This is a genomic window from Fluviicola sp. (genome assembly GCF_039596395.1).
In the GTDB taxonomy this organism is placed as follows: Bacteria; Bacteroidota; Bacteroidia; order Flavobacteriales_D; family Crocinitomicaceae; genus Fluviicola.
Genome location: NZ_JBCNJT010000001.1, coordinates 687,208 through 700,549, shown reverse-complemented (window position 1 = coordinate 700,549; position 13,342 = coordinate 687,208). Strand labels below are relative to the sequence as shown.

Here is a 13,342-nt window from a genome sequence, read left to right as displayed (position 1 = left end):
ATGATTCCGAAAGTTTAAATGCCTGACGGAACAATGAACAGATAAAATACCGAAATTTGGACATGGCAAATTCATCAGACTGGATCAGTGCGCTTAGATTAAGAACACTTCCACTATCTATTTCAGGAATACTCGTAGGTTCATTCATTGCTGTTTTTCAAGGCTACTGGAACCCGGTTATTTTCACTTTGGCCTTATCTACCACGCTTCTTTTTCAAATCCTGTCGAACCTGGCAAATGACCTGGGAGATTCTCTCAAGGGTGCCGACAATGCGGGAAGAGTCGGACCGATGCGCGCCGTTCAGTCCGGATCGATTTCCAAAAACGCCATGAAAAATGCAGTGATTTTCACTTCACTCCTGTCTTTCATCAGCGCCGGGTTATTGATTTACTTCGGAACGAAGAACCTTTCGGCAACAAGCGTTTACATCTACATTGTTTTGGCAATTGCGTCTGTTTTCGCGGCAATTACCTACACGATCGGGAAAAAAGCTTACGGCTACAATGGTTTGGGTGATTTATTCGTTTTTATCTTTTTCGGATTGGTCAGCGTAATTGGTGTTTATCCGTTATTTTCGGATACCTTATCCTGGATCCTTATTTTTCCTGCAATCACCATCGGTTTTTTAAGCACGGCTGTATTGAACCTGAACAATATGCGTGATCGCGAGAATGATGAAAAGGTCGGAAAACGCACTTTGGTGGTCAAACTGGGAGCTGCAAATGCCAAAAAGTATCACTTCTTTTTAATTATCACTGCTTTCGTAAGCTGGGGAATTTTCCAGGTATTGACTAAAAACTGGCTTGGATTCATCTCCTTTCTTCCGGCAATCCTGTTTATTAAACACCTCGTATTTGTTTCCAAAAACACCGTTCCAAGGGAATTGGATTCTCAATTAAAGATCGTTGCTCTCGGTACGTTTTTCATCAGTTTGTTGTACGTTATCAGTGTTTCAATCAACGCATGGATTCTTTAAAACACCTCAAAGCTTCTTTTGAGGCATTTACACTGGATTTTAAACGTCCAAGCGGTACAAGTCGCGGTGTTTTAACCCAAAAGAAGGGCTGGAAGCTTATATTGACAAATCGGGAAGGAATTACCGGATTGGGCGAATGCTCGGTCATTCCCGGCTTGTCACCGGATTACAGTTCGGATGATGTTTATGAGCAAAAGCTAAGAGAAGTTTGTGAAAACCCATTTCTATTCACTCAGAACAAAGCGCTTTTAATGGATTATCCTTCCATCCTGTTTGGTTTGGAAAGCGCTTATTTCGACCTGTTAAACGGCGGAAAGCAAATCTATTTTGAAGCAGCAAAAAGACCCGGCGGATTCAGTATTCCTATTAACGGCCTGATCTGGATGGGCGATCCGTTTTACATGCAGGATCAGATCGAAGAAAAACTCGCTGCCGGTTTCAGCTGTATTAAATTAAAAGTCGGAGCTATTGATTTCAAACAGGAATTGAGGTTACTGGAAGGAATCCGTTCCAGGTTTGACGCTTCGAAAATCGTTCTGCGCGTAGACGCGAACGGCGCATTTAATATGCAGGATGCTCTTTGGAAGCTGGATGAATTGGCCCAACTGGACTTACACAGCATCGAACAACCTATCAAAGCAGGATCGTGGAACGACATGAAAGCGCTTTGCGAACAAACACCATTGCCTATTGCATTGGACGAAGAACTGATCGGCATTAATGACACCAATAGAAAGGTCGAATTGCTGGAAACCATCAAACCACAATACATTATCCTGAAACCAAGCTTACACGGCGGATTCAGCGGTTCTGTCGAATGGATTAACCTGGCGGAAGAACGCCAAATTCCCTGGTGGATTACTTCAGCACTGGAAAGCAATATCGGATTGAATGCGATTGCACAATTTACGGCCGGTTACGATCCTGTTTTGCCACAGGGTTTGGGAACGGGCGGATTGTATGAAACGAATTTTGAGGCTCCATTGAAGATTGAACAGGGAAACCTGATTTATACCCGATAATTTAAATAAATATCTTGCAAGCACGCGGTGACCTTTTGTAGGCACGCGATGCGTCGCGTGCCTACAAAAGGTCACAACAAAAAAGGGCTCTTGCAAGCAAGAACCCTTTCGTATTTATAATTCAGTAACTTCGTTACTTTTTATCGTTAACTTCTTCGAAATCAACATCTGTTACTTCATCACCAGGATTTCCTCCGGTGTTTCCACCCTGAGCTCCCTGATCTGCACCACCTGCATTTGCAGCGTTATACATTTCCTGTGAAGCTGCCTGGAAAGCTGTATTCAAACGTTCCATTGCCGCATCCAGGTTTGCCATGTTTTTCGCTTCAAACTCAGTTTTCAATGCTGCTAAAGCATCTTCGATCGGTTGTTTTTTATCTGCAGGAATTTTATCTCCGTACTCTTTCAACTGACGCTCAGTCTGGAAGATCAATGAATCCGCTTTATTTAGCGTTTCAGCTTCCTGCATGCGTTTTTTATCAGCATCTGCATTTGCTTCCGCTTCTGCTTTCATACGCTTGATTTCTTCATCAGACAAACCTGAAGATGCTTCAATCTTGATAGACTGCTCTTTTCCGGTTCCTTTGTCTTTTGCAGAAATGTGCATGATTCCGTTAGCATCCACATCGAAAGTTACTTCAATTTGTGGTTCTCCGCGACGAGCCGGTGGAATGTCTGTCAATGAGAAACGACCCAATGTTTTGTTGTCGCCTGCCATCGGACGCTCACCCTGCAATACGTGAATATCCACTGCCGGCTGGTTGTCTGCCGCTGTTGAGAAAGTCTCCGATTTTTTAGTCGGAATAGTTGTATTTGCTTCGATCAATTTCGTGAATACACCTCCCATTGTTTCGATTCCCAAAGACAATGGAATAACGTCCAAAAGCAATACATCTTTCACTTCACCTGTCAATACACCACCTTGAATTGCCGCACCAACTGCTACTACTTCATCCGGGTTTACTCCTTTTGACGGAGCTTTTCCGAAGAAACGCTGAACTGCATCCTGGATTACAGGAATACGTGTTGATCCACCAACCAAAATTACTTCATCGATATCGCTTGTAGATAATCCTGCATTTTGAAGGGCAGAACGACAAGGAGCGATTGTTCTTTCAACGATAGAAGCGATCAATTGCTCGAATTTTGAACGTTGCAATGTTCTTACCAAGTGTTTCGGAATTCCGTTCACCGGCATGATGTATGGCAAGTTGATTTCTGTTGAAGTTGTTGAAGACAATTCGATCTTCGCTTTTTCAGCAGCTTCTTTCAAACGTTGCAAAGCCATCGGGTCCTGACGTAAATCCAAACCTTCTTCAGCCTTGAACTCATCAGCCAACCAGTTGATGATTGCCTCATCCACATCGTCACCACCTAAGTGTGTATCTCCGTCTGTTGCCAATACTTCAAATACTCCGTCTCCCAATTCCAATACGGAAACGTCATGTGTACCACCACCGAAGTCGAATACAACAATTTTTTGATCCACTCCTTTTTTATCCAAACCGTAAGCCAACGCTGCAGCTGTAGGTTCGTTGATAATACGTTTGATTGTCAAACCTGCAATTTCACCGGCTTCTTTTGTAGCTTGGCGCTGTGAGTCATTAAAGTAAGCCGGAACAGTTACAACTGCTTCAGTTACTTCCTGACCTAAATAATCTTCAGCAGTTTTCTTCATTTTCTGAAGAATCATTGCAGAGATTTCCTGCGGTGTATACAAACGACCGTCAATATCCACACGCGGAGTGTTGTTATCGCCTTTTACAACTTTATAAGGTACACGTCCAGCCTCATTTTTCACATCGTCAAAAGATGATCCCATGAAACGCTTGATGGAGTAAATTGTCTTTGTTGGGTTGGTAATCGCCTGACGCTTCGCAGGGTCACCAACTTTCAGTTCGCCACCATCCACGAATGCTACCACAGAGGGTGTTGTACGTTTACCTTCAGAATTTGCGATTACAACCGGCTCATTTCCTTCCATTACGGAAACACATGAGTTCGTTGTTCCTAAATCGATTCCAATTATTTTTCCCATTTTATTGTTTTTTGTTTTTAATCAAAATTTCCTTCTCTTAGTCAAAGGTTGTGCCATTGGGAATCGGCAACCAATTACTGACAAATTTGTCAGTTTTGAAGAGGAAATAAGAAAAACAACTGACGAACCTGGTAAATCGACACATCAACCCGTGTCATTTTGTCACTTTTCCGGCAATTTTGCCAAATTCCGAATTTGCTTGTTTGTCAACTAACGAACCCTAAACCGACTAGCTGATCGGTTCTTTTCGCTTAAATGCCAGGTAATAAATTGGGATCCCAGCCAGGATCAATACAATACTTCCGAATGTATCCCAGAAAGTAAATACAGTCAGTGAAACACAGATTATCACCGCGAAAACCAGATACAAAAAGGGAATCACCGGATAACCGACCGCTTTGTAAGGACGGTCTGCATCCGGCATTGTTCTTCTCAGTTTGAACAATCCTAAAATCGTTACAATGTAAAAAACCATCGAACCGAAAGTGGCGAACTTGATCAGGATTCCATAGGATCCGGAGAAACACAGGGCAATTGCCCATAAGTTTTGTATCCACATGGCCCACGCCGGCACTCCGAAACGATTTAATTTACCGGCTTTATTGAAAAATAATCCGTCTTTCGACATGGCATAGAACAAGCGCGAACCGGCCATGATCAGTCCGTTGTTACACCCGAAGGTTGAGATCATGATCAGGATTGCCATCAGGATGTTCGCAATATTCCCGAACAGCATAAACGCGGCCGACGTTCCTACCCTATCCGAACTGGCAAACTGGATTCCGGTGGATTCAACTGCTTCTTTCGTATACACAAAATCACCCTCAAAAGGAGTTCCGTGAAGCGGCAGCAAGCCCAGATAAGCCACGTTTGCCAGAATATAGAGGATCGTAACGATAAACGTTCCAAGAAACAGGGCGCGGGGCAAATTCCGTTCGGGGTTCCGGATATCTCCGGCAATGAACGTCACGTTATTCCAGGCATCCGAAGAAAACAGGGAATTGATGATCGTGGTAGAAAGTACGATCATTAACCCGACCGCTGTTAGATCGGTGGTTATCCAACCGCCATCTTCCTTTTTTGTGGAAGTTGCTTCCCACATGTCGTGGAAGTTCTCATCAAAAAATCCGGAATAAAACCCGACGATAATTCCCGCTACAATCAAAACTGCGAGTGCGATCAACTTGGAACTGGTGAAAATTGCCTGGATGATTTTCCCGTAATTGATTCCGCGTACGTTGATGAGCGTCAATATTAGAATCGTTCCTACTCCGACAAAGTTTGCCCCGTTGATCTTAACGGATCCATACTCAAGCAATGTTTTATCGACCAGCACCGGAAAAAACACGCCGGCAAATTTCCCGAATGCCACGCCAACAGCGGCAATAACCCCGGTTTGAATCACCGCAAAAGTGGTCCATCCGTATAAAAACGAAGGTAATTTTCCCCAGGCCTCACGGATGTAAACAAATTGTCCGCCGGCTTTCGGGAACATCGCGGCCAATTCTCCGTAACTCAATGCCCCGAACAAAGTAATGATCCCGGTAAGCAGCCAGGTCACAAGCAACCAGCCTGAACTTCCCAGATCGCGCGACATTTCCGATGAAACGATGAATATCCCGGAACCGATCATACTTCCCGCAACGAGGAACGTAGCATCTAATAATCCCAGCGATTTTTTGGTCGTGTTTTCTTCCATAAGCAGTCATAAAAAAGTCCTGCCTTTTTGAAGCAGGACTTTAAAAGTGTTTGTTCAATTATTCTTCGTTCAATTCTTCATCGTGATGAGTAATCGAAGCATCCAGGTTGTAATGGTTCAGATTACTTTTTCTGCGGCTGTAAAGGAAGTAAATGATAATCCCTAACGCAAGCCAGCTAAGAGACAGCAACTGAGCGTCGATACTCAGGTTCCACATCAAATAGATATTGATCAGAATACCTAAAACCGCGATTACAGGAAGAGCAGGCACTTTGAACGTACGAGGCAAATCCGGTTGTTTCACACGAAGTACCCAAACCGCGATACAAACCATTAAGAAGGCAAATAACGTCCCGAAGCTGGTCATATCCGCCAATTTGTTGATCGGTGTAAATGCCGCCACAGTTGCAATAACAACTCCAAGAATGTACAAATTGCGTTTCGGAGTTCCGGAAACCGGGTTGATTTCTGCGAATACCTTCGGGATCAATCCGTCTTTTGCCATTCCAAGGAAAATACGTGATTGCCCCATAATCATTACCATCAATACGGAAATCAAACCAACCGTTGCAGCAATCGTAATGATATAGCCTGCCCATTTTTGACCGGCAATATCAAAGGCGTAAGCAACAGGAGCTTTAATTGCATCCGGGTAAGCACCTTTCGGGTCGAAATCCTGGTAGTTCATCATTCCGGTCAATACCAAAGAAACAAGGATGTATAAAATGGTACAGATCAATAGCGAAGCAACAATTGCAAACGGTACGTCTTTCTTCGGATTAATAGCTTCCCCTGCCTGGGTCGAAACGGCATCAAACCCCACGTAAGCAAAGAAGATTGCCGCTGCACCGGAAATAATCCCGGTAATTCCATAAGCACTGTGTTTCACACCTTCATGCGCCACTTGTTTTACTTCCGGAATAAACGGAGACCAGTTGGCTGTATTGATAAAGAATAAACCGGCAATAATTACGAAAAGTACTGCTGATACTTTCAGAACTACAATGAAATTGTTCGCTTTGGCCGCACCTTTCGTTCCTCTTACCAAAAGACTTACTACCAATAAAACAATCAGAAACGCCGGTAAATTCATGGAAAAACCTGTTCCCGTATAACTTGCAGGATCGGACGTCAGCCACTCAGGCAGAACGATGTGGAACATTTTCAGCAATTTGTTAAAGTACCCCGACCAAGAAACAGCGACCGTCATCGATCCCATGGCATACTCCAGGACGAGTCCCCAACCGATAATCCACGCCAAAAGTTCCCCGATAGTTCCGTAAGCATATGCATAAGCGGATCCTTCAACCGGCAAAATTGCAGCAAATTCCGAATAACATAAAGCAGCAAAAACACATGCAATACCTGCAATTACAAATGAAAGAGCCAATGCAGGGCCGGCATGATAATAAGCTCCCGTTCCCGTAAGAACGAAGATCCCTCCTCCGATAATTGCACCGACACCAATTGCAGTTAAGCTCCATTTTCCAAGAACACGCTTCAATTGACTTTTCTTCATGTCCGCTTCAAAAGCGCTCATTGGCTTTTTACGCCATACACTACTTGCCATATTAAGATTTTTTAGTTTTCAAGTCGCTAAAGATAGAAAAAATGTGAATGAATGCTAAAATCTAAAAATTTGTCCCGAGATTTAACTTACCTTATTCTCTAAACTAAACTTTCGATTACATTTGATATAAATAATGACCTTTTATGTGGATTTTTCGCTTTAGTTCAAACCTCAAAAATTTCTTCAGGCTATTATCGATCATTCGGATCATTGCAGGTCATTACGTTGCCAATTGGCTGACAACCGGTCCGTTGCGTGTAATCTTCGACCCGAGAGGAAAAAATCGCAAGACACGTTCCGAAAGACTGCGTTTAATCATTGAAGACCTTGGGCCGACATTTATCAAGTTCGGTCAAATCGTTGCAGACAGACCCGATATTGCTTCGGAAGGTTTGCGGATGGAGCTGAAAAAATTACAATCTTCCGCAAGGCCAATGCCCGATGATATTGCCATCCAGATCATTGAAAACGAGATCGGAGCTTCTATTGATACTGTTTTTGCAGAATTCGATGAAAGACATATTGCATCTGCATCTATTGCACAGGTTTACACTGCTAGACTACATACCGGGGAGAAAGTGGTCCTGAAAGTACAGCGCCCGAATATCCGCAACAAAATCCGATTGGATATCAAACTCCTCCAGATCTTTGCCCAAAAAATCCAGAATCAATACCCGGAGATCAGCAATTTTAACCTGATCCGTTTTATCGAGGATTTTGGGGATATCATGCTCAAAGAGCTCGATTTCATGAATGAGCTTTCAAACATGATGCGCTTCAAACACATGTTCAAAGGAGACGACCGTGTGTATGTGCCTAAAGTTTACAGCAAGTATTCTACGTCGAAATTATTGATCATGGAGTATGTGGAAGGCGAACCGCCCGACAATCTCATGAACCTCATTGACAAAGGATACAATCCGAAAGTCATTGCAGAAAATGGAATGAACGTGATCCTGACGATGATCCTTAAACATGGTTTCTTCCATGCTGACCCGCATTCCGGAAATATGTTTATCCGCGGGAATAACCAGATTGTCCTGATCGATTTCGGGATGTGTGCCAGCCTGAAACCGAAGCAGATTGACGGACTGATTGACTTCCTGATCGGCTTTGCAGACAACAGTCCGCATAAAATTGCCAAAGCACTTTTGAAGTTAACCGAGGTGGAAAACTTCCGGGATATCGAAAGCCTCGAATTTGAGATCAATGAATTAACCATGAAATACACGTTCTACTCCTATAACGAAGTAGATATTTCCGGGTTATTTACAGATACGTTCAAATTACTGATGAAATACGGGATCACTATTCCGAGCAGTTTGTACATGCTCTTGAAAACGCTCGTAACCATTCAGAAAGTAGCGGAATCGTTGCAGGTAAAACTCGACCTGATCAACATGGTGAAACCGTACGCTACCGAAAAAATCAAAGAGCGTTTCGGGTGGAAAAACATCAAATCCAAGATCATTTCCTCTGCGGAAGATTATTTGTACCTGGTAGAAACGCTTCCGAAGGACATCAAAGCAATCATCACCAGTTTCAAACACGAAGGGCTTCGCCACAATATCAAATTGGGTGAAGAAGGAAATACGATCGGAAACACCGAAATCAGGAGACATATTTACCGTTTCGGTGCGATCGTTTTATTGGGGATGTTATTGATCTGTGCGACTCTTTTGAAGGTTTACAACGTAAAAACAGTGATTTACAATTCCAAGGGAGAACCGTTCATGCAGTCTGCATTCGGAAATTTCCCGGATGTCTTCTTCGTTACGACAGTCATCATATCTGTTTTCGTTGTTTTACGTTTGATGTTCAGGGCTAAATAATCTGAACATTTCACTGTTTTTCGTCCGTAAAATTGACTTATTCGACTAAATTTGCGCTCATTAAATTTTATTGAACGCTAGTTCGCAAGTTGAATACCAATGACAGTACACGAAATTCGCAAGCAGTTTTTTGATTTTTTTGCGTCGAAAGGACACCAGATTGTTCCTTCAGCACCAATGGTTGTGAAAAATGACCCGACCTTGATGTTTACGAACGCCGGAATGAACCAATTCAAGGACTTTTTCCTTGGAAATGCGGTTCCGAAAAATCGTCGTGTCGCCAATTCTCAAAAATGTTTACGTGTTTCAGGAAAGCACAATGACCTGGAGGAAGTTGGTGTGGATACATACCACCACACAATGTTCGAAATGCTGGGTAACTGGTCGTTCGGTGATTATTTCAAAGAAGATGCCATTGCATGGGCGTGGGAATTGCTGACGGAAGTTTACAAGATCCCGAAAGACCGTTTATACGTAACCGTTTTTGAAGGTGATGAAAAAGACGGGGTTCCCAAAGACCAGGAATCTTACGATATCTGGAAAAAATTCATTGCGGAAGACCGCATTATTCTAGCTTCCAAAAAGGATAATTTCTGGGAAATGGGCGATACGGGACCATGCGGGCCATGTACCGAAATCCACGTGGATAACCGTCCGGAAGCAGAACGCGCGAAAGGTGACGGAAAACAATACGTAAACGAAGACCATCCGCAGGTGATCGAGATCTGGAACAACGTATTCATGCAGTTCAACCGCAAGGCAGACGGAAGTTTGGAATTGCTTCCCGCAACTCACGTAGATACGGGAATGGGATTGGAACGTCTGGCAATGACCCTTCAGGACAAAACATCCAACTACGATATCGATTTGTTCCAGACACTCACCCGTCACATGGAAGGTGTTTCCGGAAAAAAATACGGAACAGATGAACCTACGGACATTGCATTGCGTGTGATTGCAGATCACGTGCGTGCCATTGCATTCTCCATTGCAGACGGACAATTGCCCTCTAATACGGGAGCCGGTTATGTGATTCGTCGTATTTTGAGACGTGCTGTCCGTTACGGATACCAGACGCTGGGATTGAAAGAGCCGTTCCTTTCCGGATTGTCGGTTATTCTTTCAGAAGTCATGGGAGATCCGTTCTCCGAATTGATCAAGCAGCGTGAACTGATTGAAAAAGTGATCCGCGAAGAAGAATTGTCTTTCTTCCGCACACTGGAGCAAGGAATCAAACGCATCGAAGGATTGATTGCTGCTGCAAAAAATGACAACAAAACCATTCTTGACGGAGTTTCCGTTTTTGAATTATACGATACTTACGGTTTCCCATTCGATTTAACAAGCCTGATTGCCCGCGAGAACAATCTTTCCGTAGACGAAGAAGGATTCAACGCGGAACTGACGAAACAAAAAGACCGTTCACGTGCTGCAACGGCTATTGAAACAGATGACTGGGTACAACTGATCGATGATTCGGTAGAAGAATTCGTGGGTTACGATTACCTGGAAACAGCTGTTGAGATTGTGAAATACCGCAAGGTTTCCCAAAAACAGAAGACGTTTTACCAATTGGTTTTCTCCAAAACACCTTTCTACCCGGAAGGTGGTGGACAAGTCGGTGATACGGGAAGAATCTACAACGATTCGGAATCCGTGGTGATCTTTGACACGAAAAAGGAAAACAACCTGATCGTTCATTTATCCGAAACACTTCCTGCAAACCCGGGAAAACCGTTTACAGCAGAAGTGAACGAGCAAAAACGCAAGTTATCCGCATACAATCACTCGGCCACTCACCTCCTGCATCATGCTTTGAGAACCGTTTTGGGAACTCACGTCGAACAGAAAGGATCCTTGGTAAATCCGAACTACCTGCGTTTCGACTTCTCGCATTTCTCCAAGGTAACGGATGAAGAGTTGGCAAAAATCGAATCCTTGGTGAGCGAAGCCATTCGTGCAAGCATTGATCTGGATGAAAGACGCAATGTTCCGATCGAAGTGGCAACAGAAATGGGTGCTATGGCTTTGTTCGGCGAGAAATACGGAGATACGGTGCGCGTGATTAAATTCGGTGATTCCGTGGAATTATGCGGAGGAACGCACGTGAAAAATACCGGGCAGATCGGTTTATTCAAAATTCAATCGGAATCTGCAGTAGCAGCAGGTGTGCGCCGTATCGAAGCAATCACAAATGTGGCGGTAGAAACCTATTACACGGACCAGGAATCGAAATTGAAATCTGTGAACGAGTTATTGAAAAACCCGAAAGACGTTTCAAAAGCAATCGAAGACCTGATTTCCAAAAATAACCAGCTTCAAAAACAGGTGGAAAACTTCAAAAAAGAGCAGGCTAAATTGGTGAAAGCGGATCTGAAAACGAAAATTGTTTCCAAAGGAGACTTTTCTTTCCTGGAATCCATTATCGATTTGGATGCAGGTTCGGTAAAAGATATTTTGTTCCAGCTGAAAGGAGAAGTTCCGAATTTAGTTGCGGTAATCGGCTCGAAAGAAGAAGACAAGTGCGCAGTAAGCGTTTTGGTAGATGAAAACCTGGTTTCAGCCAAAGGATGGAATGCCGGGAATTTAGTAAAATCTGTTGCATCACTGATCCAGGGCGGTGGTGGCGGACAGGGTTTCTTCGCTACTGCAGGCGGGAAAAATCCGGCTGGATTGGAACCGGCAATCAACCAATTGAAAGAGAGCTTACTTTCTTGATCTTTTGAAGATTACAGCCAGTATTTTATTGGTGTAATTGACAATCTCAGTATCTAATTTCAGGTAATATACCGGTAACATAAACATTGTCAATACAAGGATGGATTCACAGAAAAACAGGATCCATCCTTGTTGTATATACCCCTGTATAAATGTTCCGAAAGTGAGTGTTAGCAATCCCGTGAAAATCACCGTGACCTGTTTCCAGGTAAACGGATGCATTTTCAGGATGTTCCAAACAAAAATGAGTCTTCCCAGGTTAACCAGCACCAAGGCAATTGAAGTGGAGATCGCTGCGCCGTTCATCCCCCAAATCGGGATAAAGAGTAGGTTCAAAAAGTAAACGATCAGGATTAGTGAAACAGTAAAATAGACATCGTATTTGTACTTCTTGGAAGAAGTGAATATGGAAGAGTTAATCCCGCAATACATATCAAAGATACGGCCGATCATAATGAAAAAAAACACCCAAATACCCGACGCAAACTCAGGTTTCAGAAAGGAAAAAAGAAACTCAATATTCAGCCAGGTAAACAGGAACAACCCCAAACCGATAGTCAGGGCAACCGAACTTACCTTCACATATAAAGATTGAATCTCTCCGAATTGGCGGTTTTTCCAATGATCCGAAACCAATGGGGCTGTAACCCGGATTATGGATTTATAAGGGACCTGAAGCGCACTTGCTAAAAATAAAACAGTTGAATAAATCCCGGTTGATTCCAATCCGTCCATTTGAGCCAGCATTACCACATCTAAAGACGCCACAATAACCAGTCCGAGTGTATTGATGTAAAAATAGGAAGACGATTTGAGCAAGATTTTACGGAACCGTTTCGAAATACGGATACTGGAAAGCCTGATATTGAATTCCCCGATCCGGACCATGTAAACCAACAACATGCATACCGGGATGAAATAGATCAAACTGTGGAGCATGACAAAGTTGCTAAAACTGATCCATTTCAACCAATAGATACCCAATATGACTGTCAGGGCCAAACGTAAGACAATTTCATTGGCGAATACCGAAATGATATTTTTATACAAACTCCGCAGATACACTTCAAAAAACAGGAAAAACACCGTAGATATCCCGATCGGGATAAACCAGACATAATACGTTACGAAATCCGGGGATTTTTCAAGATATGACTGCTCAATTTCATGCCTGAAAAAGAAGGTAGCCAGGGTACAAAGAACAATCCCGGTTAAAACAAACAGAATCATCAATGGCAAAAACCCGTGATGTCTCCTGGATTCATTGCGGAAAACAGGAAAAAAACGCCAGGTCGTATAAATGGTTCCCATGTTGGCAAACTGGGCAAAAAGAATTCCCACCGAATAGATTAAATTAACCAATCCGATCTGCTCCGTCGTTAAAATAAGAATGAATAAAAATCCTTTATTGAGATACCCCAGAACAATCCCTGCATAGGAGATAATCATGGTCCGCAGAGCATCTTTTTGTACTAATCCCATTGGA

The 13,342-nt window shown here is 43.2% G+C and carries 8 protein-coding genes; 4 read left to right on the top strand and 4 right to left on the bottom strand.

All coding sequences use genetic code 11. From position 1 onward, the window contains the following. The first annotated feature begins 62 nt into the window (after positions 1 to 62). Positions 63 to 977, top strand: a complete 915-nt coding sequence (menA, locus tag ABDW02_RS02820) for a 1,4-dihydroxy-2-naphthoate octaprenyltransferase (RefSeq protein ID WP_343631893.1) — start codon at positions 63 to 65, stop codon at positions 975 to 977. Next, the gene (locus ABDW02_RS02815) at positions 965 to 1,999 is read left to right on the top strand and encodes an o-succinylbenzoate synthase (RefSeq protein WP_343631891.1); all 1,035 of its coding nucleotides are present in this window, start codon (positions 965 to 967) and stop codon (positions 1,997 to 1,999) included. The genes menA and ABDW02_RS02815 overlap by 13 nt, the downstream gene beginning before the upstream one ends. A 133-nt stretch (positions 2,000 to 2,132) precedes the next feature. Here ABDW02_RS02815 and dnaK read toward each other — a convergent pair whose 3' ends face one another. From dnaK to ABDW02_RS02800, 3 genes are all read right to left on the bottom strand, one after another. Then, on the bottom strand, positions 2,133 to 4,037 hold the full coding sequence (dnaK, locus tag ABDW02_RS02810) for a molecular chaperone DnaK (protein WP_343631889.1): 1,905 nt from the start codon (positions 4,035 to 4,037) through the stop codon (positions 2,133 to 2,135). 229 nt (positions 4,038 to 4,266) lie between these two features. Next, positions 4,267 to 5,736 carry an amino acid permease gene (locus tag ABDW02_RS02805; protein ID WP_343631887.1) on the bottom strand — a complete coding sequence of 490 codons (1,470 nt, stop codon included), beginning with the start codon at positions 5,734 to 5,736 and terminating at the stop codon, positions 4,267 to 4,269. A gap of 58 nt (positions 5,737 to 5,794) precedes the next feature. After that, positions 5,795 to 7,306, bottom strand: a complete 1,512-nt coding sequence (locus ABDW02_RS02800; RefSeq protein WP_343631885.1) for an amino acid permease — start codon at positions 7,304 to 7,306, stop codon at positions 5,795 to 5,797. A gap of 143 nt (positions 7,307 to 7,449) precedes the next feature. On the opposite strand from ABDW02_RS02800, the gene ABDW02_RS02795 reads away from it, so the two are divergent. Together ABDW02_RS02795 and alaS are read left to right on the top strand one after the other, a co-directional pair. Then, the gene (locus tag ABDW02_RS02795; RefSeq protein WP_343631883.1) at positions 7,450 to 9,138 is read left to right on the top strand and encodes an AarF/UbiB family protein; all 1,689 of its coding nucleotides are present in this window, start codon (positions 7,450 to 7,452) and stop codon (positions 9,136 to 9,138) included. A 99-nt stretch (positions 9,139 to 9,237) separates the two neighbouring features. Then, on the top strand, positions 9,238 to 11,856 hold the full coding sequence (gene alaS, locus ABDW02_RS02790; protein WP_343631882.1) for an alanine--tRNA ligase: 2,619 nt from the start codon (positions 9,238 to 9,240) through the stop codon (positions 11,854 to 11,856). Here the strand turns inward: alaS and ABDW02_RS02785 are convergent. Then, positions 11,845 to 13,338 carry a polysaccharide biosynthesis C-terminal domain-containing protein gene (locus ABDW02_RS02785; protein WP_343631880.1) on the bottom strand — a complete coding sequence of 498 codons (1,494 nt, stop codon included), beginning with the start codon at positions 13,336 to 13,338 and terminating at the stop codon, positions 11,845 to 11,847. The genes alaS and ABDW02_RS02785 overlap by 12 nt on opposite strands. Positions 13,339 to 13,342 lie beyond the last annotated feature (4 nt).

What these genes read in the sequence shown, in the direction of transcription:
- ABDW02_RS02805 (WP_343631887.1), bottom strand. Translation starts at nt 5,736, where the DNA reads ATGGAAGAAAACACGACCAAAAAATCGCTGGGATTATTAGATGCTACG.
- ABDW02_RS02795 (WP_343631883.1), top strand. Translation starts at nt 7,450, where the DNA reads ATGTGGATTTTTCGCTTTAGTTCAAACCTCAAAAATTTCTTCAGGCTA.
- menA (WP_343631893.1), top strand. Translation starts at nt 63, where the DNA reads ATGGCAAATTCATCAGACTGGATCAGTGCGCTTAGATTAAGAACACTT.
- alaS (WP_343631882.1), top strand. Translation starts at nt 9,238, where the DNA reads ATGACAGTACACGAAATTCGCAAGCAGTTTTTTGATTTTTTTGCGTCG.
- dnaK (WP_343631889.1), bottom strand. Translation starts at nt 4,037, where the DNA reads ATGGGAAAAATAATTGGAATCGATTTAGGAACAACGAACTCATGTGTT.
- ABDW02_RS02785 (WP_343631880.1), bottom strand. Translation starts at nt 13,338, where the DNA reads ATGGGATTAGTACAAAAAGATGCTCTGCGGACCATGATTATCTCCTAT.
- ABDW02_RS02800 (WP_343631885.1), bottom strand. Translation starts at nt 7,306, where the DNA reads ATGGCAAGTAGTGTATGGCGTAAAAAGCCAATGAGCGCTTTTGAAGCG.
- ABDW02_RS02815 (WP_343631891.1), top strand. Translation starts at nt 965, where the DNA reads ATGGATTCTTTAAAACACCTCAAAGCTTCTTTTGAGGCATTTACACTG.